Raw genomic sequence first — 23,482 nt, 5'->3', positions numbered from 1 at the left:
GTTTTATATTAAATCTAAAGAGATATTTTTATTTTTAGTAAATGGTATACTTTCACTATACTTTTTTGATGCATATATCCTATCATCAACACTATATAATCTAACATCTTCATTTAAACAAAACAAAAACAATTCACCTGTAGCATTTTCAGCTATCACATCCAAAGTGTATGATTTGTATTGAACATCTTCTATCGAAAGGAAATAATCTTCCTCATTTTCTAATAGGTTTCTAAAATAAATTTTAGGATTTATTAAATTGTTAGACCCAATTATAGCAATTAATTGTTGGTATTCCTCTTTCGTTATACCTAAAATCTTTTTTGCTGGTAGTTTTCCTTGTTCTTGTTCTAAGATTACTCCTGTAATTGTACTTCCTGAATCGGTAAATAATACAGTTGAAAATGAAAAAGGTTTTTTAGGCTGGTAATAATTATTTTGCTCTTTACTATAACTAATCGTTTTTGCTGTATTTCCTTCTTTTAAAGACGTATTGTTTTTAATATAAGTACTTTCGTCAAAATCAGAATCTACTAACAACGTTTCAAAAGTTACCCTTTGCAAATCGCTATCTTCATCAATTTTAATAAAATCTTCTATTTTTTTTACTTTTACAGCCGCTACATCAGTTTTTTTAAGCGCATTAGGAAAATGAATAAGTTGCAATTCTTCTTCTATTACTGAAGGTAATTCGTTTTCATTTTTAGTAGCTATGAATGACTTAGCATTTAATAATCCAAAAATGTCGTCTATGTCTTTTAAATAAAAGATAGACGGCACAATAGGATCCGCATTAGGATCTATGGGTGGAGCAATGTATTCAGAAACGGTTAATTGTTTACCTTCATAAATGAGTTGTACTATAGATGCTATAACTTCTGTACCTGATTTTTCAAATTGAAAACCAATAGTTTGGGTATAATTATAATCGATTGTTATAGAAGGGTCTTCAGAAGCTGGCTGCAACAAGTTTGTATTTCTTACAAAGTTGTTTTCATGACTAGTTTGTAGGTTGCCCAACTTTACATATAAAGTGGCTTCACTGTAATTGTCAGTAGTAAGTTGTATATAAAGGTTTTCATTATTAGCTACTTTATGTATAGGCCAACTTGCATGACCAAAGATGGTTTCTGTTCCATTAGCTAAAGTAGTGCCAATTTTTATATTGTTTGCATTGTCTTCAGAATACTTATAATTTTCATAAAAGTTATAACTTCTTTGTCGGTTTGCTTGCAAATAAATGTATTGTGTATTTTTAGTATAAAAACTTGTGAGTAAACCAAAGATAGTGTCTTTAGTGGTTAAAGGTGTTGCCGTTTCATCTACATATATTTTTCCACTTCCGTTAGCATGTAAACCATAGAATGCTACTATATCAATAAATTTTGTACAAACTTCTTTGAGTAATTTTTCTTGAAAAGGAGTTGTAGCGCTGGCAAGATCTAGCATAAAATCTGTAGCTCTTGCATAGTTTAAATCGAATTTAAAAGGAGTTGGATCGTTTTCAATGTAATATTCTCCAGAATTAAGAACAATATCAATTCCTAATTCTCCTGTAATATCTCCTAAATACATGCCTCTTTTTACCATAGGTAACTCAAAGGCTTTTTCTTTTGGTTCAGTAGCTTCTCCAGTTACAGTATCTACTAATGTTTCAGATAATTTGTAAAAAAAAGTGTCTATTAAAACAGATAAATCGGTTTGAGGGTTTGTTGTTGTGGGAAAACCTATAAAATTAGCCGCAAAAGTAGGCTTGGGTTGGTTTGTATTTTCAGTACTATAAAACTGATTGAATTCTTTCCAAATGTGTTTTATAAATTCTGTACCATTATTTTCATCTCCTACAATCACATCATTGGCAACAAAATCACTCTTATTTAGTCCTCTATATATGATATATTTAATTCCTAAATCTTTAATAGGTTGGGCAAAAGGCTTTAGAATAAGATTCACTTTGCTCGTATTTCCTATTTGTGGTTGTACCAAAACCTGACCTTGGCACAAAGCATATACTTTCTTGCTTCCCGTAAAAGTAATTTTTGAAGTAGTTCGAAATTGTGTTGGATTAACCGCTCCAAAACTGTTACTTTCAGAAATTGTTATGGCTCCAGAAGTGGTTTGCAAAACAAAATGTGAAACGGGTTGAATCACAGCTCTTACATTGGTTCCTTGATTGGAAGTGGTTAAATTTTGCCCTTGTGTATTGGAAATTACTTCTGCCATGAATTGAATTTTAAAGATTAGTAAATTTAACTTCTATTATGATTCCTGTCAATCCGTATTTACACGGAATTTTGCGTTACGTGTAAACACGTAATACATAAAAATAAAGCATAAAAAAACCACCAAAAAGGTGGTTTAAAATAAGAAAAAACATTTAATGGAATTTACATTTTAGTTTTAATGCTTTGTGAAAAATTTAGAGTAATATAAGTTGCTCTTATAATTTATAGATTTGACTTTAATCGCTTATCAAATAAAATAGTTATATAATCGTTACCTTTTTATTAGTAGCTATATAATCTTTAAATAGTAATTAAACCATTTTTAATTGCAAAGATAATGACACCAATGAAATTTTTAGCACCTACTTTAGTCATTATTCTTTTTCTATGTGACTCAATCGTTCTATAATTCAAGCATAATTTGTCTGCAATTTCACCAGTATTATATTCCTTACTAATTAAATCTACAATTTCAATCTCTCTTTCTGAAAGTATTTTTTCTCTACTTTTCTTTAAGTGATTAATATTTAACATTTCTCCTTTAATTACCATTGCCTCTCTTATAACATTAGAAAATTTCATATCAAAATAAAAATCTTCATTGTAAACTCTATTTATAGCAAGATGTAAAGATGTAAAATCTGTATCCTTTGTAAGGTAACCATTAGCTCCTGCTAAAAAGACTTTTTTTATACTTTCTTTTGTTTCACGCTGTGATAAAATAATAATTTTAATTTGAGAATATTTTTCTTTGAGCTTTATACTAGTTTCATATCCATCCATTGTAGGCATTTGTAAATCTAACAATACCACATCAGGGTGTATTGCATCCGTTGCCAAAATTTTTAAAAACTCTAATCCGTTAGCTGCCTGAGTAATTACTTCAAAATCCTTACTTACTTCTAATAGATTTTTAAGTCCTTGTCTAACTATTTGATGATCGTCTACGATTGCAATTTTAATCATGAGAGGCTATTTGGTTTAATATTGAAGTAATTTTTAGTACACTATATAAAAATTTATTGTAATGAATTTTATTGCAATTTTCGTACCTTTATTTAATTTAGTAGGTAAAAAAATCAGTTTTTTCAAGCGACTATAAAAAGTGTTTGAATAAGTTTATTTTTTTATGTATGCTTAGTTTGAAAAAAAATTGCGATACTTTTTTCATGGAAAAAACAACTTATTTATTAATATGACTCTTCCAAAACTATATATTTTATAATTAAAAATCAATGAGTATTTATACCTAATTTGATATTTATATTTAAAAAAAATTAATCTTTATTTCCTCTTTTAATTATAAAATTGTACATTGAAGAACAACCATTAACTAAAATTATCTAAAGTAATAGCGTTAATCTTTAAAGCAAACAAGATGACTCCAATAAAATTTTTGGCACGGGTTTTTTCCATTATACGCTTTCTATGATTTTCAACCGTTCGAGTACTAATACACAACTTATTTGCTATTTCCTTACTACTCATTTCAACACAAGCCATATTAATAATTTCAATCTCTCTATCAGACAAATAAATTGATTCCGAGAAATCTAATGTATAACCCTCTCTTCTTTCCCATAAAATTGCATCTTTAATAACAATCCCTAATTCATCATCAAAATAATAATCATTTTCCATTATGTTTTCAATAGCATTTTCTAAAAGATTTGGAGAAGAATTTTTACTAAAAAATCCGTTCGCACCACATGTCATAACATGATGTGTCACTTCTTTTGAATTGAGTTGTGAAACAATCAAAATTTTAATTTCTGGTTGTATACTTTTCAATATTTTACACAACTCAAAGCCATTTATTATAGGCATTTGAATATCTAACAAAATAATATCTACATCATTCTCTTTTATATATTCTAAAAATGCTAGCCCATCGTTTGTATCATAAACAACATTGAAATTCGTTGAAAAAGACAATAGTGTAGACAAACTTTTTCTAAAAAGTTCATGATCATCAATTAAAGCAATTTTAATCATAATATTAAGTAAATAAAAATCTTGGTCAATAACTCTTAATCTCCCTATACTTATCTTTATTAAATATTATCATACAAACCTAATCCAATAAGAAAACTAAATTAATAGTATTAAAATGTATTATATTTTTTACCGTAATCTAATAAATTAGAAAAGATCAACTCGTTTATAAAAAGAGTTTAATCTTAAAAATAAAACGCTTAGTCTAGGAATATATTATACTTTAAAATGTTAAAGAGACAAAGCAATTTATGATAAAAAACCTAAAAACACTCTATTTTAACTTATATTAACATCCACATTAAAATAAAGTTTTTGTTAGCCTCCAATTGACATCATTTGTGACTTTTTTAACTATATTGAGTAAAAATACTCATTGCACAAAACTTTAGTTAAGTATAATTTCATAAAAATAGGATAGCTTAAAAAAGCAGTTTTTAACTTGTAAAATTGTGTTTTTAGAAAAGTAGTTGCTTTTACTTTCTTTACAGATAGAACTTGGGCGATTACTCTTTATTTTTTTCATACTAAGAAAGTTAATCAATGTACCTAATACAGGTTCTACTATTTTACTTTAAAATCTTGACATTTTCTTAGCATAGTAAGTAAGCTTTTAATCCATCCGATCATAATACTCTTTTCACTATATAAGTTAAATGCTACTAAATTATATCCAATCAAAAACTGTGACAAAGCAATTAACTTAAAATAATTTTGTCACAAAACTGTGACAATTCATGTTCATCAAAATAATTTTGTCACAGTTTTGTGACAAAACAAAAAAAATAAAAAAGAATTGTCACAACTTTTCTAAAAATAAAATTATCTGCCAACAAACGTTACGATTGCTAGTTTTTACTTGTATTTTTGAATTTTACTTCGTCTGTCTGTTTTACTTAGGATTCCGAAAATTCTACAAGGAATTTTATACTTCTAATCTTTTGCTATAAATTCATGCAACAACTATAAGCCAAATATTATAAACGAATATTAACACACATACAACTTACTCCTTTTCAAAAGCTATAAAGACTAAAACGAAGAATCATATTTATTTTGGAAAAATCATCATATTAAAACTCTAACAAAGAACATTTTCAATTCTTTTTTTGATTTCTATAAGCTTTAAGACTTATCGTGTTATGTCTTTTGAAAAATTTATTAATATGACTTTCATCTGAAAAACCAAATTCATCTGCAATCTCATGAATCCTTTTATCACTAAAATGCAATCGATGTTCTATTAGTCGAATTCTATAGGAAGAAATATAGTGCTGAATAGTTTCACCACATTGTTTACGGAAATAACTTCCGAGATAAGTGGGTGACAATCCAAATTTTTCAGCTATTATAGGAATCTTTAAAAGTTCTGGGCGACGTATATACTCTTGAATATAATCTAAAATATTTAAAATTCGCATATCTACATTTGGAGAAATATTTTGAGGTTTAATAATTGCTATATTTCTTGCTGCAAGTACAATAACTGCGTTTACCAAATGCCGTTTTAAGTCTTCATTATAAATTGCATTATGCGCAATAGTCCAGTGTAAATATTGCATTAACTTATTAACCATTTGTTTATCATCATGGTTAACTAAAATAGAACCTGATAAATGAGATGCATAATACAACAAACATTCAATATGGTCTATACTCTTCCACTGATATTCTTTAATATAATTTTCACCAAAACGAATTACTATAAACTCACACATCCCATCCAAGTTAAATTCGTGACAATCATTGGGCGTAGTTAAAAATAAATCCTCAGAAGCATAAATCACTTTATTTCCATTTACAGAATAGCTTCCAGAACCAGATATGACATAAACCAATTCAAAAAAATTAAACTGTCTATCTCGTAATGGACATTCATCTACTCTTTCATAAAATACCTCAAGCGATTGATACAAATTTTCTCTCATACTGCAAAAATACCTAAACACCCTTTAATTGTACCTGTTTTTTAGTTTTTTATCAGTCTATTTTTGCTAAATAAAATTATAAAACTATGCAACAACTAATCGAAAATATAGATAAAGAGCTATGGGAAGCTGTTACAAATAGTCCTTTTAATAATATTGATTATGAAAACTTATTAGCAAATGATCCTGTGAAAATAAGGAAAGAAGAAATGGATTCATCATTAATAGACGAATCACTTAATATTCCACAGCAACTTGACGTTGAAAACATTTATATTCCTTCTTCTGATAAGTCAAGAAAAATCAGATTAAGAATATACAAACCCAAAGAGAAAAGAAAATTACCCATATTACTTTATTTTCATGGAGGTGCATTTATCTATGGAACTCCTGAACAATATGACTTTATATTTTTCAAACTATCATTAGACATTAACACTTTAATCGTTTCTGTAGACTATCGACTGGCTCCTGAGCATCCTTTTCCTGCAGCAATGGAAGATGGATATGATGCACTTTTATGGCTATCGGAATATGGAAACAATTTAAGCGGAAATAAAAACAATATACTAATAGGCGGAAGCAGTGCAGGAGCCACAATTGCAAGTTCTATTAGTCATTTAGCAAGAGACAATCAAAACGTTAAAATACAGCATCAATATTTATTATATCCACCTGTGGATAATCGCTTAAAAACCTCATCTATGAAAGAATTAGCAAATGCTCCTATGCAAACCAGAACAAGTGCAAAATGGATGTGGAAACATTACCTAAAACAAAATATAAAAAAACCTCTAAAATATGCTGTTCCGTTATTAGAAAAAAACTTTACAAACTTACCTCCTGCAACTATTGTAGTTTGCGAATTTGATCCACTTAAAGATGAAGGAAAGGATTATGCTTTAAAATTGCAAGAAGCAGGTGTTTCAATTAATCTATTAGAAATAAAAGGAGCCGTACATGCTTTTGATTTTTTTTCTTGTAAATTATCAAATGACTTTTATAAAAAACAAGTTGAGTTATTCAATACAATTTTAAATGAAACAAATTATTAATACAAACCATATCCAAGGAATTAAACAGACCTAAAAATTACTTTAAAGTAACAGAAAAAAGAGCTTAAAAACCTCTCTTAAATTAAAAGTTTCGATTCTCCAACTTTCAATATCTCTCTAATGCGATGTTTCAAACTTTCGGGTTCAATAATTGTAGCATAATCACAAAACATAAGATACCATCTTGGAAAACCATTTTCCAAATCTGAAGTCATAAAAGTCATTTCTACATTATTCCCTTTAATCTTTTCTGAAATAAAACCATAATGCTTTCTACTTCCATTTATATATCGTGCTACACTTTTATCTACTAAAACAACAACCTTCGTATTCTCACACGTTTCCTTTTTCTGTCTATGCTCGTCAATAGTACCATGCTCCATAGTAAATTGAGTATGAGTTCTATTAATCTGCAACATTCTATCTGTTCTAAATTGTCTGTAATCATTTCTAAAAAGACAATAGCCTAGTACATACCAAAAACCATTTTCATGAAACAATCCAACAGGTTCAATTTTTCTCTCAGAAGGCATTTCACTATTCAAAGAATGATATTTTAAAAAGACTTGTTTTTTCTCCGCTATACTCTCAAAAAGAATTTCTAAAGCATTTGGTAAATCTTTATTAAAAAGTTCTTGAGACGGATCAACCATTATTTGCGATTCTAATGCTGAAATCCAATCTTTCTCACTTCCTCTCAACACTGATTTTACTTTATACATAGCAGATTCATGATAACTACCTAAAGATTTATCTACAAATTTTTGCATAAATTTCTCTGCTGCAACAAAACTTCCAGCTTCCTCACGAGTAAACATCACTGGAGGTAATCGATAACCATCCATAATAGAATAGCCTACTCCAGCTTCACTAACAATAGGTACTCCAGAAGCTTCTAATGTTCTTACATCTCTATAAATAGTACGCAAACTTACCTGAAATCGATCAGCTAATTCTTGCGCTTTAACAATTCGTTTCGACTGTAATTGTACCAAAATTGCTACAATACGATCAAAACGCTTTACTGAATCTAAACTCATAATGGCATAACATATCTCCCAAAGATAGGATTTAAAATAAAAGTATAAATCAAATTTTGACTTCAATTTATTCATAATATCCAATATTAGTGATGAAATAAATATAGAACAAAGTAAAGCATTGAATATGACAACCCTATGTCAACAATAAAATCCTTTCTAATATACACTTCTATTTTTTTTAAACATAAAACAATGATTTACAAAGAATTACAAATAAAAAATAAAATATTTTTCACTGTTGACAAAGGGCTGTCACTTACCCATCCTAATTTTGTATTAGAATTAAAAATCAAAAAATTATGGACACTACATTAAACAAAAGCATGAAATCACATGAAGTAATTACGCCAACAGATTTAATTAATCACTGGCAAGGACACAGAGGCTTAACGAGAAGAACTATTGAAGCTTTTCCTGAAGAAGCTTTTTTTAAACACACTATAGGTGGAATGAGACCATTCTCTGAAATGATTATGGAACTTCTAGGTATTGCCGGACCAGGTATCAAAGAAATCGCTACAGGAAAATCAGCTCCTCTTAATGAACATTTTGAACATGGCAACAAAAAAGCTAAAATACTTGAATTATGGGATGAAGCAACAAAAGAAATTGACACATATTGGGCTCAAATTAAACCAGAACAGTTTCAACAAAATATAAAAATATTTGGACAATATGAAGGAACTGTATATTCTTCAATATTCTATTTTATAGACAATGAAATACACCACAGAGGACAAGGTTATGTCTATTTACGCTCATTAGGCATTGAACCACCTGCATTTTACGAACGCTAACAAATTATAAACATCATGAAAACAGTTTTAGTATTTAAAACTTCTATTTCTAAAAAAAGTCATATTAAAACAGTAAAACCATTTTTAAATAATCTAATTACTAAAAATGAATATTGGAATTTTGATTTGGAGGATTGTGACAACATCCTCCGAGTTGAAACCCAAGAACTAAAAGCAGACTCAATATGCAAAATATTAAACAACCAAGGTTTTTATTGTGAAGAATTGTATTAAATTTAATCTTGAAAAAAGTGATTAATAATAAACCTATTGTTGTCTGTTTTGATTCAGTATTAATTGTTATTATTAGCCTTAATTAATAATCGCTTTAGATTGTAATGATTGCTACAATGTCTATATGTATAGCTGAAACAAACGAAATATTGACCCCTGAAACACCTATTGGAAGTATAGCTCAAGTAGTGATTTTGATTTGCACAATTTAAATAATAATAACAATATCTATTTTGCAAAAAGTGAGTCATTCACCTGATGCCTAATTACCTTAAACTTCAAAAAATATCATTTAAAGCCTAAATAAACGACAAGCAAAAAGAAGATAGTTAACCAAAAAATAATAGAAAGAAAACTATGTCACATTTCCTATTGCAAAATTGTCTAATGATAAAATGAAATAATGGATGATATAGAAACACTTACTAAAAAATTGTTTCCTTATGCGTATAACATCTTGGGGAATATCGCAGATAGCCAAGATGTAATTCAGGATGTTTTGATAAAATTCAACGAAAAGGAAACAAGTTCAATTTCAAATCATAATGCCTATTTGATTAAATCGGTTATTAATCAGGCTATAAACCTGAAAAAGAAAAACGACAGAGAAAGAAATCAACGAATCTCACTTCCCGAACCCATTATAACCAATCAAGGAGAAAGCAAAATTGAAATTGAGGAAATTCTCAACTATTCAATGCTTGTTTTGCTCGAAGTATTAAACACCAAGGAAAGAGCTGTTTTTTTACTAAAGGAAGCATTTGATTACGACCACGAAGAAATTGCAAACATCTTGTCCGTATCCGTAGAAAACTCAAGAAAACTGCTATCCAGAGCTAAAAAAAAATTAAAACAAAATAAGCCCAATGTTGTAACAACCACTTCAAGAGATAGAATATACTTAGGAAAATATATAGAAGCGATACGAAACAGAGATGTCATAACCTTGGAGCAAATGCTTTCGGAAGAAGTGAAGGTTTTGGCAGATGGTGGAACCAAAGTGAATGTAGTTGCTCAACTGACCTCGGGTATAAACGATACTATAAAGCTAATAACGTATGTTTTTGAACACTACCAAAAAGATTTTAGAATAGAGATTGATAAAATTAATCATCAACCAGCACTTTTATTCTATGATGATACACTATTAATGAATTGTCAGGTCTTTGAGTTAAATAAAGACGGAAAAATAATCAACATTTTTTCGGTCGTTGATCCTGATAAATTACTGCCAAATTGATTTTTTCTCCTGAATGCAAAAAATAATTTACTACTACTCTCTTAGGTTTACCAAATGCGATTACTACTAATATGCCAATTCTTTTTTTTTTGAGAAAGCCATTTGAAACATGCCTGATTTCTTCCTAATTAAAGTATAGAACAAACCATCGAAAAAGAAATATATCTTACTATACTGTCACGTTTCAGTCCATGATTTTGTCTTATAACAAAACATATAATATGAAACCAAGAATATCAGTATTAACATCAGGAGTTTCAGATTTAGAAAAGTCAGTTGAATTTTATCGCGACAGACTTGGATTAACAACAAAAGGGATTATAGGAACAGAATTTGAAAATGGAGCTGTCGCATTTTTTGACATGCATAGTGGTTTAAAATTAGCACTTTGGTCAAGAAAAAGCATGGAAAACGACACAGGTATTCCTCAACAAAATCCTTCTGCTTTGGAATTTACCTTAGGACATAACGTAGTGAGTAAAGATGAAGTGGATACGATAATGGAACTTGCTGAAAAGGCAGGAGCAAAAATCATTAAACCTGCTTCAAATACTTTTTGAGGTGGTTACGCAGGTTATTTCCAAGATATTGACGGACATCTTTGGGAAATTGTCTACAATACTAAACTTATGCCCGAAGATTAATAAAGAAATACAATAATTTTAAATAAGTAACTCATGGAACAAATTAAAAACGCTATCGAAACTTTTGTAAGAGGCGGCGACAACAACGATGTAACACTTCTAGACCAAATATTGCATCCAAATTACCAAAACATTCAAGATGGACATTTTGAGCAAACAGGAATTTTTGTTTTTTCAAAAGAACAATACATTGATTTGGTTAGAACTAAAAAATTCGGTGGTCATCCTCGAACAATCAAGTACGAAGATATTCATCAAATAGAAAATATCGCCTTTGCAAAGACAGTGCTGGAAAGCGACCAATTAAAATTCAATTCAACCATAGTTTGTGTGTTTGAAAATGGTCAATGGCAAGTTATCAGCAACATTCCAAAAATCGTTGTAACTGATTAAGCCCAAAATAATAGATTATAATGAAAAAACAAATCATAAAATTGTTTTTTCATTATAATCCTTGCTTTCATCTCAGATCTTTTATGTGCACAAACATCTGTTAAAAAACTTCCAGAAAACCTTCCTGTAATTATAGAAGTGCTGGTAGGCAACGACGGTTATGCTTCACAAATGATTATTAATAAAGCATTAAGTGATATTCCTAAATTAAGTTTTTTAGCGTGACCAATATTTCTTCTAGTTGGAACAAAAAGTTGTCTCAAGATGCAATGAATCAAATAAATCTGAAATATGACTTTCTTAAAGGAATGAGTGTTTTTGGTGGAGTTCACTACACTCCAGTAAAGGGTTTAGTTATAAAAACTATAGTTTTGGATTAGGGGCTAATTGGGATGCTTTTGGTGCAGAAAAAATAAGATTGTTAAAATTATTGATGAGAGTTAAACCATATCTAACCCATAAATCTTTTGAAAACTTTTTAATCGTATATATTGTTACCGACAGTAACTCCATTGGCTATTACTTTTATTTCTTCCTTTATATCCATTCCAATTTTTCAACAGTTTGAGGAACCTTTATTTCTCCTGTATGCTGTGTGGTTTTGGGCTCGATAAGCATTACCATAACTTCTTCTCCTTTTGTCCAAGGCCTGTGTTCTTCTCCTTTTGGTATTATCAATATTTCTCCAGGTCTAGTTGATATTGTTTTTCCATCTTTAAAGTCCATCATTAATGTGCCACTAACTACCACAAACATTTCATCCTCATCCTGATGGCTGTGCCAGACAAAGTCATTCTTAAGTTTACAGAGCTTAACATATTGTCCGTTGAGTTCACCAATTATATGTGGTGTCCATAACTTTTCAAACAATGAAAATTTTTCCAAAATGTTGATAGAATTGATCTCTTGCATATTTCTTTGATTTTAAATGTTTTTTGATGTCGCTCTATAATGATCAATAGGGTTTTACTTAATACTATTGACCTGTTCAAATAAATCTGTTATAACATGTTGTTTCGAATCCGGAGCTACTTCACGAAAATACTTAATTAAGTCCACGGTAGTTGCATAGCGATTTGGTTTTTGGGAATTATTGAAAGAATGCCAATCATTGAGAAAATGCCTTAACGCCTTGTTTATATTTTCTTTGCCAATTTGTTTCTGCAATTCATACATAGAGAGTGCTCCTTTGTTGTAGTAGATATGTTCTTCATTTTCAACCAACGCCAGTGGCAGTTCCTTCTTGCTAGATTTTAAATTAGCTTCTGTGTATTCATCCAATTGGAGCTTTAAAAATTGCTGCACTTTTTCATCTGAGTATTTTTCTTTAAGTACCATTATGGCAGCATACTGCGACAGTGTTTCCAAAATCATGTTTTGTCCCTGTACGTTTGCAGCTTCCAGTTGCAAGCCCCACCATTGGTGAGCCACTTCATGAGCAGTAATATAAAATGCCATATCTACATCTTTTTTATCATCAATGTCCATAACAAAACCAATCGCTTCTGAAAAAGGAATGATGCCTGGTAGAGATTGCGCAAATGTTCGATACCTTGGAAACTCTACAATACGAAGTTGTTTGTATTGGTACGGACTGAAATTGGTGCTGTAATAGTCTAATGACATTTTCATAGATTCCATCATACGTTCGAGGTTGTATTCATGTCCTCTCTGATGATAAATCTCTAAATCAACAAGTTCCTTTGAAGTATTGCCTGATGGGATATAGGTTTCCCTCATTACCTCATACTGGCCTGATACAATGGGATAAAAGTGGATGATTCGTTGATTGGTTTTATAATGAAAATAATTTCGACTCTCTATGTTCCATGTTTTAATTAAATCGCCAGAAGTGAGTGCTGTTTGTGGTGCTTCTGTACTGATTACTATATCTAATGTGATTCCATCCGAATCACTTCCACCACGTGCATTTACCAATTCTTTGACATCATCCCGCTTGGCTTTTTGCAATCGTGGAGCCAGCTCAAAATCTTTTCGGTCGTCCTCGTCCTGCAGTTCATATTTTTTCTGATAACCAAAGCTTGGTAAAACAGCGTTATCAAAGAAAGTCCCATTATATACCACATCTGTATTTGAATTATCAGTTTCAAAACCCATCGGCTTTAAGGTTTGTTTGAAGTTCATTTTCATTGTATCACCCGGAGCTAACGATTGACTCAATTTATAAATGGTATACTGATATTTTTTATACATTTTGTTTATTTTTGAAGCACGATCAAAGGTTACATCCGTTAATTTCACATTTGATTCTAGTAGTTTTTGTACATGAATTTCACAAATGGGCATTTGCGATGTATTGGTAACAACATAGTAACCTGTTATTTCGTAGGATCTTTGTGATGGAAACAAGTTGATTTTCAAATTAACATCTATAATTTTAGGTTGCGGAATATATTCAAACTGCTTCAGGTTTTTTTCGTAACCAGCTCTAAAATCATCTTGCTCACTTTTGGTCCAGAATTCATTTAACACATTGGTATTGTAAAAAATATAACTTCCAATACTGATGAAAAGCGTCAGGCAAACTAAACTGAAAACCCTCAACGATTTTCCCATTTGTTTTAATCCATTCGTCCATCGTTTTCCTAACCCCGTTTCGTTGCTCTTTGCCATCAAGATACTTGCGAGGATCAAAAGCAGAATGCCAAACAAAACCCAATAGCTTTTTACCCAGAGATAGGCAGTCAAGAAGTGTCCATAACCATTCATATCCGAGTATGTGGCCAGTGCCTGTCCACCAAAGTTAAGTAGCGCATGTTCCAAACCAAATACGCCAATGGCTACGTTTATTATAGCGAAGGCGATGGTGGCGAGCATTCCCATAAACTTGTTGCCAGTAAGTACTTGAAAGAATATGGATGCAAATGTGTACAAGGCCAGGAATGGGAATAGCTCTAAAAAAAATCCGAAGAAGTAGACATCCAATTCGTAGCGATAGTAGCCGTTTAGTGTTTGGAAAAGAATGCCAGCAGTAATGAGTGAAAGCATGACAATGGCATAGATGAAAAGTAATCCCAGAAACCTGCTGCTCAAATTAATAAAACTACTAAATGGTGAGGCATCATGAATAAGGTCTAGCTTAACATCCCTTTCCTTCCACATAATCTCACCGGAATAAAAGACTAAAATGATAATGAAGAAGTAAATAGACATATCTCGCAATTCTTCGATAATGAAATACGTGGTTGGATAACTATCTACTCCATAAGAGGTACCTAAGCTCACCGAATTGACAAGGATAACAATAAAGCAGCACAGAATAATCGTCCAAAAGGAAATGAGCCTGAAAATAGACACGCTATGAAACCAGGCATTGAGCAATAGCTGTGCGAATTGCGCCTTAATATCAAAGACAGGTGTAACCGAGGGTAATGTCTTGGTGAAAGTAAATGGTAAGGTTTTTACTTTTTGTTTATGTTTTTTATTGAAAGCTTTTTTGTTTATGACCATCAACTTAAACTTGATGTAGCCAATCGTCAGTGCCAAAATGCCCAAACCTAGCCAAAAGAGTTTGTTAAGCAGCATAATACCAGACACGGGAATCAGCAAATAGTTCCTGTCCATTACCGTCCACTCCTTACTTGCTTTAGTTAATGTGGTAAGTGAAAAGGGATCCAATAATGCTTGAAAGGTTTCATTTGTAATGCCTTTAGTAATCATGAACAAAACAAAAATGACTACACCTTGAGTGTACACAACCATCAGATTTTTGCTGAGTGCACCAGTCGCAAAAAATACAGAAGCACCAAAAAACAAGGTGGGTAACACCACCCAAAGAAAGGGCTGCAAATAATTAATAAATTGAAAGGGTAAAAATTCGCTTGGATCATTCCATGGCAAAAATTCTCCAATTGTCATTCCCCAGAGCACACCACTGAAAATAAAAAGTAACACAGCAAAGGATCCCAAAAAACGGCCTAATAAGTAATTCTTCTTGGAGATAGGGTTGACATAAATAAGTGAAGTAATGTCGTACTGAAAGTCACGCAGTACAGGAACACCCATAATCATCGATGCAATAATCATCGACAATCCCGTAATGGCTCCCATGGCTTTAGCAATCACAAGTGGAGAATTCTTCTTCACTAATCCTAAATCTATTCCCTGAAAGACAAATTCAACGCCCACTGCTGAGAACAGGAACAGAAGAAGAAAGAAAAAATACGTTTCAGGTCGCTTCAATCGGTATTTAATTTCGAATATGAAAAATTCGTATAACATGTGGATAAAATTAAGAATTAAGAATTTGAGACATATAAACATCTTCAAGATTGGCGTTAATGGATTTGAACGTTGACCCCGGGTGCGTGTCACTCACCACATGAACAATCTGGTTTCCTAAATACAGGCGATTACTGATAACCTGATATTCATTTTTGTATTGTTCCAATTCATTTTTGTGTATGATTTTCTCATATAACCGCCCTTGCAGATTTTCCATAATTTCTACGGGATTGCCCTGAATAAGCACTTTGCCTTTGTTGATGATGGCCATTCTGGGACATAACTCTTTCACATCATCTACTATATGCGTTGAGAGAATTACGATGGTATACTCGCCCACCTCACTTAAAAGATTATAAAATCGGTTGCGTTCCAAAGGATCTAATCCTGCTGTTGGTTCATCCACAATAAGTAACTTTGGGTTGTTTAGCAATGACTGAGCAATGCCAAAGCGCTGTTTCATTCCTCCGGAGAACTCACCCAGTTTTTGGCTTCGAACCTCATATAGATTTACTTTATAAAGAAGAGCATGCACAATTTCTTTACGCTCTTTTCGATTCATAATCCCTTTCAACACCGCCAAATGGTTCAATAGCATCTCAGCAGACAGTGCTGGATATACACCAAATTGCTGTGGTAGATAACCCAACACTTTTCTTAGTTCATTCGGGCGTTCTAAAATATTGAGGCTTCCTAATTTAATGCTTCCACTGTCAGCCTCCTGCAAGGTTGCTATAGTACGCATGAGTGTTGATTTACCTGCACCATTTGGCCCAAGTAAGCCAAACATGCCTACGGGTATTTGTAATGATATGTTTTGAAGTGCCTTAACTCCGTTACTGTATGTTTTAGAAAGGTCAGATATGATCAAATTGTCCATGATTAATTTAATTTTGATCCAATATTAAGATGAATAGAATGAATATAAAAAGGAATGGGACAGATGTATGGAAAGTAGGTACATATTACTGGGATTGTGATATGAAACTATTTGACATCTATAAACAGTACGTTCATCACACCTACAGGCACATCCGTAACAACTCATCGGTCGACTTGAATTTTTATGTAATTTTGCAGTATGACTACCCTACAAAAAACTTTTAATAAGCAACGCCTTCAAAAGCTGGTACCTTACTTTTTCATTGTGACCACCATGTTAATTGTGATTTTTAATGATTTTTTCGGAAAAGAAGAAGATTATCACATTTTCATTCTGCTATTTTTCACTTCGATGATAGCCTGGATGATACGCTGGTTAATTATTCAGATTAAATTGATACTCCGACTAAAAAAAGATAAAACACAAGCTGAATTAATGCACTTAAAAAGTCAGGTTAATCCACACTTTTTTTTCAACACCTTGAATAATTTGTATGGACTGGTAGAAAAAGATACCGCTAAAGCACAGCAGTTAATTCTCAAATTATCTGACATGATGAGGTACAGTATTTATGAAGGACAAAATGATTGGGTTACCTTAGCGGATGAAATCACGTATCTTGAAAACTACATGGATTTGCATAAAATGCGATACCACAAGGAGATTACTATTCGCTTTGATGTAAAGGCTGAAGATCGGAGCGTTAAAATCATGCCATTACTATTTATTATTATGGTTGAAAATGCTTTTAAACATGGAGTAGAAAAACTGAGAAAAGATGCATTTGTTTACATTCGCTTAAAGGCTACTTTGCAATATGTTGATTTTGAAATTGAAAATAATTTTGATGCCGAGGAGCAAGGTGCGATTGAAGGTATTGGCCTGAATAACCTAAAAAAAAGACTGGAATTGGTTTATTTGAACAAACATAAATTGGAAATATCTACCAATCATGAAGCTATTTATAAAATTCGATTAAGACTTACCTTATGAGTATTAAATATATCATAGTTGATGACGAGTCGGTGGCACACGACATCATCAAGAAATATTGCTCGTTGTTGCCCAATATGCAATTGATGCAGGACTGCTACGATGCCATTGAAGCCATTGAATACCTCAATAATAACGAAGTAGATTTGATTTTTCTGGATCTGAATATGCCTAAATTACAAGGATTTGAATTTCTAAAAACCTTGTCTCATTCACCAAAGGTAATTGTTACCACCGCCTATAAAGAGCATGCCTTAGAAGGTTATGAATTAAACATTATTGATTACTTGCTTAAGCCCTTTTCATTCGAACGTTTTTTGAAAGCGGTTAACAAGGTACGTACAGATACTCCTAAAATTATATCTAACTTGCAAAATGTGGTTGCCGACAAAAAACAGGAAAGTTTTTTTCTTCGTTCAGATAATAAATACACACAAATTGTACTTAATGATATTTTGTTTGTAGAGTCTTCGGGCAACTATATTAAAATTGTCCTAAAAGAAGAAATTATCACCACACGTGGAAAATTATCGTCAATGATGGAACTTATGCCCATTGACAGTTTTATTCAAGTACATCGGTCTTTTATGGTAGCACAGAAGCATATCAAACGTATTGAAGGAAATCAGATATTTCTCGATAATTATACAGTGCCTATTGGAAAATTATTCAAGGTTCAGTTGGATAGGATTCTAAAATAGAAGTACTAAGATTCTGAATAGTCATTTAGTGGAGTTACTACATTTACTCAGACATAAATTTTAAGACTGTTTAACTAAAAAAAAATATTAGAATCATGAAAAAGCTAAATTGGTAGTTCTTGAATATATAGAAATATAGCATCATAAAAATTTAAGAAATGATATTTAGAATTTCATCCAAAGAGCAATATAGAACTTAAAAAATCACCCTCTTTTTGTTACAAATCCAAAATAACTTGTTATCCTTAAATGAAGATTAAAACAAAAAACCTGTTAATCATATGATTAACAGGTTTTTTTATAAATTGACATCACAATTTGTCGGGGTGGCAGGATTCGAACCTGCGACCTCCTGCTCCCAAAGCAGGCGCGATAACCGGGCTACGCTACACCCCGTGAATGCGGTTGCAAATATAAGACTATTATTATTACTTACAAATAAAATAATAAATATTTTTAGCATTAAAATTAAAACCCTAAAATTAAAATCAAATACTTAAATTTGCCATATAAAAATTAATCAAAATGCTAGTTATTGGAATTGCTGGTGGAACAGGTAGTGGAAAAACAACTGTAGTTCACCAAATAATGAATGAACTACCAGCTACAGAAGTTGGGATAATATCACAAGATTCATATTACAAAGAAACACATCATCTTAACTATGAAGAACGTACTAAAATAAATTTTGATCATCCAAGAGCAATTGATTTTGATTTACTAGTTTCACATTTAAAAGATTTAAAAGCAGGAAAAACAATAGAACAACCTGTTTATTCTTTTGTAACACACGATAGAACAGATGATACAATCATTACACATCCACGAAAAGTTATGATTGTAGAAGGAATTCTAATTCTTACAAACCCTGAACTACGTGATATGTTTGACATAAAAGTATTTGTTCATGCCGATTCTGACGAAAGATTAATCAGAAGGTTAAAACGAGACATTGCTGAAAGAGGACGAGATATGGAAGAAGTATTACACCGATATCAAAACACACTAAAGCCAATGCACCAACAGTTCATTGAGCCTACAAAAACATACGCAGATATTATCATTCCAAATGATCGATACAACACAGTAGCAATCGATGTAGTAAGAGCTGTAATAAAACAACGCATACACTAAAATTGAATAAAATAACAACTATATTATCTCGTTTCAAATTCCTAAAATTATTAGGAAACAAATATGTATTAGTACTCATATTCTTCATAGTATGGATGTTATTTCTAGACAATTACTCTTATCTAGAGCATCGAGTACTAAACAAACAAATGGAAGAACTAGAAGACAATATAGAATACTATAAAACAGAAATAAAAGAAGACAGCACAAGAATAAAAAAGTTAAAAAATAGTGATCAAATTGAAAAATATGCTCGAGAAAAATATTACATGAAAAAAGAAAACGAGGATATATATATTATTGAATTCGAAAAAGAAAAAGAAGAAGTTGATTCAAAAAACAATCAGCAATAAAACTTCCATCCCTTTTTCAAACCATTTTCTTGCTATTCACATTATCATGATAGCTAGCTAAATCAAACTATCAAAACTTTTTCAAACCATTAAATACAATTTAGGTAATGGCAAATAAAAAATTATTTCAAGAATTCACCACTGTTTCATCAAAAGAATGGAAACAAAAAATACAAGTAGAACTTAAAGGAGCTGATTATAACGACACTTTAATATGGGAAAGTCTTGAAGGAATAAAAGTAAAACCATTCTATCACAAAGATGAGTTTAAAAAAAATACTTCTGTAAGAACAAACGTATCAACCTTTAAAATCTTACAAAATATCTTTGTAAATGATGTAGAAAAAGCAAAAGAAAAAACAAAAGAAAGTTTAAATAGAGGAGCCGAAAGCATCCGATTTACAATAGAAAATGAAAATATTGCTATTGAAGCATTATTAGAAAGTCTTCCTTTAGAAAGTACTATTTATCATTTCAATTTAAAATTTTTATCCATTCCTTTCCTAAAAAAACTAAATGATTTTGCTACTTCAAAAAAAGGAAATTTTATTATTCAAATAGACCCTATTGGACAATTAGTAAAAGAAGGAAACTGGCATGAAAATATTGAAAAAGATTTTCAAAAAATAAATACCATTACTAGCGAATCGCACTTTCCTGTTATAAACATAAAAACCAATATTTATCAAAATGCAGGAGCTAATATCATTCAACAATTAGCTTATACTCTAGCGCATCTAAATGAATATTTCAACAGAATTCCATCTATCAACAATCAACCCATTACAATTGAAGTAGCTGTAGGAACAAATTATTTCTTTGAAATAGCAAAACTAAGAGCCTTACGCATTCTTTTTAATACATTAGCAAAAGAATACAATCATGAATTTGATTGTCATATTATTGCTACACCTACAAAACGAAATAAAACACTATACGACTACAATGTAAACATGCTTCGTACCACAACAGAATGTATGAGTGCTATTTTAGGTGGAGCCAATGCAATTGCGAATTTACCATATGATGCATTGTATCATAAAGACAATGAGTTTGGAGACAGAATTTCTAGAAATCAATTATTAATCTTAAAAAAAGAAAGCTATTTCGACAAAGTAAATAATCCCGCTGATGGAGCTTACTATATCGAAACACTAACGGATCAACTAGCCGAGAAAGCATTGAATTTATTTAAAGATATTGAAGCAAATGGAGGTTTTATAACCCAATTAATAGAAGGCACCATACAACGTAAAATAAAAGAAAGTGCTGAAAAAGAACAAGAACTTTTTGATTCTGGAAAAGAAATTTTATTAGGAACTAATAAATATCCTAATAAAAATGATAGAATGAAAAACGAATTAGAATTATTCCCTTTTGTAAAAACAAATTCACGCAAAACACTAATTACCCCTGTAATTGAAAAACGTTTGGCTGAAAAATTAGAACAAGAACGATTAGCACAAGAAGAATAAGCTATGAGAAAAGACATACAACATATTGAATTAGTCAAAAGTCTAAATTCAAAAGATGAAAATTCAAAAGACTTTCTAACGGCTGAAAATATTGAAATAAAATCAACCTACTCCAAAGTAGATATTGAAAATTTAGAACACCTCAATTTTGCAGCAGGTTTTGCTCCTAATTTACGAGGCCCTTATAGTACAATGTATGTTCGTCGTCCATGGACAGTTCGTCAATATGCAGGATTTTCAACCGCAGAAGAAAGTAATGCTTTTTACAGAAGAAACTTAGCTGCTGGACAAAAAGGACTTTCCGTTGCCTTCGATTTAGCAACTCATAGAGGTTATGATTCAGATCATGAAAGAGTTGTAGGAGACGTTGGTAAAGCAGGAGTTGCTATAGACTCTGTTGAAGATATGAAAATATTATTCGACCAAATCCCACTAGGAGAAATGTCTGTTTCAATGACCATGAATGGAGCTGTTTTACCAATTATGGCATTTTACATTGTAGCAGCAGAAGAACAAGGAGTTCCTGCTAAACTACTTTCTGGAACCATCCAAAACGATATTCTAAAAGAGTTTATGGTTAGAAATACATATATCTATCCACCTACTCCATCCATGAAAATCATTGCCGACATATTCGAATACACAAGTAACAATATGCCAAAATTCAACTCCATTTCAATCTCTGGTTATCACATGCAAGAAGCAGGTGCTACTGCCGATATTGAACTAGCTTACACACTAGCTGACGGATTAGAATACATTCGTACTGGTTTAGCAGCAGGAATGGACATTGACACTTTTGCTCCTCGTCTTTCCTTCTTTTGGGCCATAGGAATGAACCATTTCATGGAAATTGCAAAAATGCGTGCAGGAAGAATGTTATGGGCAAAACTCCTAAAACAATTCAACCCTAAAGACGATAAATCATTAGCATTACGTACACACTGTCAAACATCAGGTTGGAGTTTAACAGAGCAAGATCCTTTTAATAACGTAGCGAGAACAGCAATTGAAGCAGCAGCAGCAGCTTTTGGAGGCACACAATCTTTACATACAAATGCTTTAGATGAAGCTATTGCATTGCCAACCGATTTCTCCGCTAGAATTGCACGTAATACTCAAATTTTTTTACAAGAAGAAACCAAGATTTGCAAAACAGTTGACCCTTGGGCTGGAAGTTATTATGTAGAAAGTTTAACCGCAGAAATTGCCGAAAAAGCTTGGGCATTAATAGAAGAAGTAGAATCTTTAGGAGGAATGACCAAAGCAATTGAAGCTGGAATCCCTAAACTACGTATTGAAGAAGCTGCTGCCAGAAAACAAGCACGTATTGATAGCGGACAAGATATTATTGTTGGGGTTAATAAATACAGACTAGAAAAAGAAGATCCATTACACATTTTAGATGTAGACAACCAAATGGTTCGCAAGCAACAATTAGAATTGTTAGCCAAAATAAAATCGGAAAGAAATACCGAAAAAGTAAATGACTCTTTAGACAAATTAACCGAATGTGCTAAAACAGGAGAAGGAAATTTACTATCTTTAGCAGTAGAAGCTGCTCGAAATAGAGCAACTCTTGGAGAAATTAGCGATGCTTTAGAAAAAGTATTTGGAAGATATAAAGCACAAATTAGAAGTTTTAGCGGAGTGTATAGCAAAGAAATAAAAAATGACGAAAGCTTTGAAAAAGCAAAACAATTAGCCGATGCTTTCGCTAAGAAAGACGGTCGTCGTCCTCGTATTATGATTGCCAAAATGGGGCAAGACGGTCACGATCGCGGTGCAAAAGTAGTAGCGACAGGCTATGCAGATGTAGGATTTGATGTGGATATTGGTCCGTTATTTCAAACACCAGTGGAAGCAGCCAAGCAAGCCGTAGAAAATGACGTTCACATTTTAGGTGTGTCTTCATTAGCTGCCGGACACAAAACCTTAGTACCACAAGTAATTGCCGAGTTAAAAAAATACGGACGTGAAGATATTATGGTGATTGTAGGTGGCGTAATTCCCGCTCAAGATTACCAATTCCTTTTCGATGCAGGTGCTGTAGCTGTTTTTGGTCCTGGTACCAAAATTAGTGAAGCTGCCATTACTATTTTAGAAGTACTGTTGGAGGATTAAAAAAACAGACCTGACAGGTT

The 23,482-nt window shown here is 31.7% G+C and carries 20 protein-coding genes and 1 tRNA gene; 12 read left to right on the top strand and 9 right to left on the bottom strand.

What is annotated here, in order from left to right; translation table 11 throughout:
* Positions 1-3 precede the first annotated feature (3 nt).
* The 4 genes from LXD69_RS09635 to LXD69_RS09620 all read right to left on the bottom strand — a co-directional run bounded on the left by LXD69_RS09635 (position 4) and on the right by LXD69_RS09620 (position 6,148).
* Entirely contained in the window at positions 4-2,223 is a 2,220-nt protein-coding gene (locus LXD69_RS09635; protein ID WP_246914918.1) for a hypothetical protein, read from the bottom strand.
* Between the two features lie 302 nt (positions 2,224-2,525).
* Complete coding sequence (locus LXD69_RS09630; RefSeq protein ID WP_246914915.1) at positions 2,526-3,191, bottom strand: response regulator transcription factor; 666 nt, start codon at positions 3,189-3,191, stop codon at positions 2,526-2,528.
* Positions 3,192-3,554: 363 nt separating this feature from the next.
* The gene (locus LXD69_RS09625; protein ID WP_045967808.1) at positions 3,555-4,220 is read right to left on the bottom strand and encodes a response regulator transcription factor; all 666 of its coding nucleotides are present in this window, start codon (positions 4,218-4,220) and stop codon (positions 3,555-3,557) included.
* Between the two features lie 1,097 nt (positions 4,221-5,317).
* On the bottom strand, positions 5,318-6,148 hold the full coding sequence (locus LXD69_RS09620) for an AraC family transcriptional regulator (RefSeq protein WP_246914912.1): 831 nt from the start codon (positions 6,146-6,148) through the stop codon (positions 5,318-5,320).
* 86 nt (positions 6,149-6,234) lie between these two features.
* On the opposite strand from LXD69_RS09620, the gene LXD69_RS09615 reads away from it, so the two are divergent.
* Positions 6,235-7,203 (top strand): alpha/beta hydrolase, encoded by a 969-nt coding sequence (locus LXD69_RS09615; RefSeq protein ID WP_246914909.1) that lies wholly within the window; start codon positions 6,235-6,237, stop codon positions 7,201-7,203.
* A gap of 77 nt (positions 7,204-7,280) precedes the next feature.
* On the opposite strand, the gene LXD69_RS09610 is transcribed toward LXD69_RS09615, so the two are convergent.
* On the bottom strand, positions 7,281-8,243 hold the full coding sequence (locus LXD69_RS09610) for a helix-turn-helix transcriptional regulator (protein WP_045967804.1): 963 nt from the start codon (positions 8,241-8,243) through the stop codon (positions 7,281-7,283).
* Positions 8,244-8,545: 302 nt separating this feature from the next.
* Here LXD69_RS09610 and LXD69_RS09605 point away from each other — a divergent pair, with 302 nt between their 5' ends.
* The 5 genes from LXD69_RS09605 to LXD69_RS09585 all read left to right on the top strand — a co-directional run bounded on the left by LXD69_RS09605 (position 8,546) and on the right by LXD69_RS09585 (position 11,554).
* Positions 8,546-9,043: a DinB family protein gene (locus tag LXD69_RS09605; protein WP_200894130.1), complete on the top strand. Its 498-nt coding sequence runs from the start codon at positions 8,546-8,548 to the stop codon at positions 9,041-9,043.
* Between the two features lie 15 nt (positions 9,044-9,058).
* Entirely contained in the window at positions 9,059-9,277 is a 219-nt protein-coding gene (locus tag LXD69_RS09600) for a hypothetical protein (RefSeq protein ID WP_045967802.1), read from the top strand.
* Between the two features lie 403 nt (positions 9,278-9,680).
* Complete coding sequence (locus tag LXD69_RS09595; RefSeq protein WP_246914906.1) at positions 9,681-10,517, top strand: sigma-70 family RNA polymerase sigma factor; 837 nt, start codon at positions 9,681-9,683, stop codon at positions 10,515-10,517.
* Positions 10,518-10,738: 221 nt separating this feature from the next.
* Positions 10,739-11,077 (top strand): VOC family protein, encoded by a 339-nt coding sequence (locus tag LXD69_RS09590; RefSeq protein ID WP_246914903.1) that lies wholly within the window; start codon positions 10,739-10,741, stop codon positions 11,075-11,077.
* Between the two features lie 117 nt (positions 11,078-11,194).
* Positions 11,195-11,554, top strand: coding sequence for a nuclear transport factor 2 family protein (locus tag LXD69_RS09585; protein ID WP_045967798.1), 360 nt, complete (start codon positions 11,195-11,197; stop codon positions 11,552-11,554).
* A 537-nt stretch (positions 11,555-12,091) separates the two neighbouring features.
* Here LXD69_RS09585 and LXD69_RS09580 read toward each other — a convergent pair.
* The 3 genes from LXD69_RS09580 to LXD69_RS09570 are packed head-to-tail and all read right to left on the bottom strand — an operon-like array spanning position 12,092 to position 16,679.
* Positions 12,092-12,466 (bottom strand): cupin domain-containing protein, encoded by a 375-nt coding sequence (locus tag LXD69_RS09580; RefSeq protein ID WP_317236287.1) that lies wholly within the window; start codon positions 12,464-12,466, stop codon positions 12,092-12,094.
* Between the two features lie 54 nt (positions 12,467-12,520).
* Entirely contained in the window at positions 12,521-15,796 is a 3,276-nt protein-coding gene (locus tag LXD69_RS09575; protein ID WP_246914900.1) for an ABC transporter permease/M1 family aminopeptidase, read from the bottom strand.
* 10 nt (positions 15,797-15,806) lie between these two features.
* A complete protein-coding gene (locus LXD69_RS09570) occupies positions 15,807-16,679 on the bottom strand; it encodes an ABC transporter ATP-binding protein (RefSeq protein ID WP_246914897.1) in 873 nt (290 codons plus the stop codon).
* 201 nt (positions 16,680-16,880) lie between these two features.
* On the opposite strand from LXD69_RS09570, the gene LXD69_RS09565 reads away from it, so the two are divergent.
* Together LXD69_RS09565 and LXD69_RS09560 are read left to right on the top strand one after the other, a co-directional pair.
* Positions 16,881-17,675, top strand: coding sequence for a sensor histidine kinase (locus LXD69_RS09565; RefSeq protein WP_246914894.1), 795 nt, complete (start codon positions 16,881-16,883; stop codon positions 17,673-17,675).
* On the top strand, positions 17,672-18,376 hold the full coding sequence (locus LXD69_RS09560) for a LytR/AlgR family response regulator transcription factor (protein ID WP_246914891.1): 705 nt from the start codon (positions 17,672-17,674) through the stop codon (positions 18,374-18,376). The genes LXD69_RS09565 and LXD69_RS09560 overlap by 4 nt, the downstream gene beginning before the upstream one ends.
* 321 nt (positions 18,377-18,697) lie before the next feature.
* On the opposite strand, the gene LXD69_RS09555 is transcribed toward LXD69_RS09560, so the two are convergent.
* Positions 18,698-18,772, bottom strand: a tRNA-Pro gene (locus tag LXD69_RS09555).
* A gap of 129 nt (positions 18,773-18,901) precedes the next feature.
* On the opposite strand from LXD69_RS09555, the gene udk reads away from it, so the two are divergent.
* The 4 genes from udk (at position 18,902) to scpA (ending at position 23,462) form a co-directional block, all read left to right on the top strand.
* A complete protein-coding gene (gene udk / locus LXD69_RS09550) occupies positions 18,902-19,510 on the top strand; it encodes a uridine kinase (RefSeq protein WP_246914888.1) in 609 nt (202 codons plus the stop codon).
* A 2-nt stretch (positions 19,511-19,512) separates the two neighbouring features.
* The gene (locus tag LXD69_RS09545) at positions 19,513-19,863 is read left to right on the top strand and encodes an FtsB family cell division protein (RefSeq protein ID WP_246914885.1); all 351 of its coding nucleotides are present in this window, start codon (positions 19,513-19,515) and stop codon (positions 19,861-19,863) included.
* Positions 19,864-19,970: 107 nt separating this feature from the next.
* Positions 19,971-21,338 (top strand): methylmalonyl-CoA mutase subunit beta, encoded by a 1,368-nt coding sequence (locus tag LXD69_RS09540; RefSeq protein WP_246914882.1) that lies wholly within the window; start codon positions 19,971-19,973, stop codon positions 21,336-21,338.
* A gap of 3 nt (positions 21,339-21,341) precedes the next feature.
* Positions 21,342-23,462, top strand: a complete 2,121-nt coding sequence (scpA, locus tag LXD69_RS09535; RefSeq protein ID WP_045967785.1) for a methylmalonyl-CoA mutase — start codon at positions 21,342-21,344, stop codon at positions 23,460-23,462.
* Positions 23,463-23,482 lie beyond the last annotated feature (20 nt).

This window comes from Flavobacterium sediminilitoris, from assembly GCF_023008245.1.
In the GTDB taxonomy this organism is placed as follows: Bacteria; Bacteroidota; Bacteroidia; order Flavobacteriales; family Flavobacteriaceae; genus Flavobacterium; species Flavobacterium sediminilitoris.
The sequence above is the reverse complement of the archived record's forward strand: the minus strand, read 5'-3'. Positions and strand labels throughout refer to the sequence as shown.

Bases quoted from the DNA above. Each gene is read 5' to 3' on its own strand.
- LXD69_RS09560 (WP_246914891.1), top strand. From the start codon at position 17,672: ATGAGTATTAAATATATCATAGTTGATGACGAGTCGGTGGCACACGAC.
- LXD69_RS09590 (WP_246914903.1), top strand. From the start codon at position 10,739: ATGAAACCAAGAATATCAGTATTAACATCAGGAGTTTCAGATTTAGAA.
- LXD69_RS09620 (WP_246914912.1), bottom strand. From the start codon at position 6,148: ATGAGAGAAAATTTGTATCAATCGCTTGAGGTATTTTATGAAAGAGTA.
- LXD69_RS09580 (WP_317236287.1), bottom strand. From the start codon at position 12,466: ATGCAAGAGATCAATTCTATCAACATTTTGGAAAAATTTTCATTGTTT.
- LXD69_RS09605 (WP_200894130.1), top strand. From the start codon at position 8,546: ATGGACACTACATTAAACAAAAGCATGAAATCACATGAAGTAATTACG.
- LXD69_RS09610 (WP_045967804.1), bottom strand. From the start codon at position 8,243: ATGAGTTTAGATTCAGTAAAGCGTTTTGATCGTATTGTAGCAATTTTG.
- LXD69_RS09625 (WP_045967808.1), bottom strand. From the start codon at position 4,220: ATGATTAAAATTGCTTTAATTGATGATCATGAACTTTTTAGAAAAAGT.
- LXD69_RS09595 (WP_246914906.1), top strand. From the start codon at position 9,681: ATGGATGATATAGAAACACTTACTAAAAAATTGTTTCCTTATGCGTAT.
- LXD69_RS09570 (WP_246914897.1), bottom strand. From the start codon at position 16,679: ATGGACAATTTGATCATATCTGACCTTTCTAAAACATACAGTAACGGA.
- LXD69_RS09575 (WP_246914900.1), bottom strand. From the start codon at position 15,796: ATGTTATACGAATTTTTCATATTCGAAATTAAATACCGATTGAAGCGA.
- LXD69_RS09565 (WP_246914894.1), top strand. From the start codon at position 16,881: ATGACTACCCTACAAAAAACTTTTAATAAGCAACGCCTTCAAAAGCTG.
- LXD69_RS09540 (WP_246914882.1), top strand. From the start codon at position 19,971: ATGGCAAATAAAAAATTATTTCAAGAATTCACCACTGTTTCATCAAAA.
- LXD69_RS09630 (WP_246914915.1), bottom strand. From the start codon at position 3,191: ATGATTAAAATTGCAATCGTAGACGATCATCAAATAGTTAGACAAGGA.
- LXD69_RS09635 (WP_246914918.1), bottom strand. From the start codon at position 2,223: ATGGCAGAAGTAATTTCCAATACACAAGGGCAAAATTTAACCACTTCC.
- LXD69_RS09585 (WP_045967798.1), top strand. From the start codon at position 11,195: ATGGAACAAATTAAAAACGCTATCGAAACTTTTGTAAGAGGCGGCGAC.
- scpA (WP_045967785.1), top strand. From the start codon at position 21,342: ATGAGAAAAGACATACAACATATTGAATTAGTCAAAAGTCTAAATTCA.
- LXD69_RS09615 (WP_246914909.1), top strand. From the start codon at position 6,235: ATGCAACAACTAATCGAAAATATAGATAAAGAGCTATGGGAAGCTGTT.
- LXD69_RS09600 (WP_045967802.1), top strand. From the start codon at position 9,059: ATGAAAACAGTTTTAGTATTTAAAACTTCTATTTCTAAAAAAAGTCAT.
- udk (WP_246914888.1), top strand. From the start codon at position 18,902: ATGCTAGTTATTGGAATTGCTGGTGGAACAGGTAGTGGAAAAACAACT.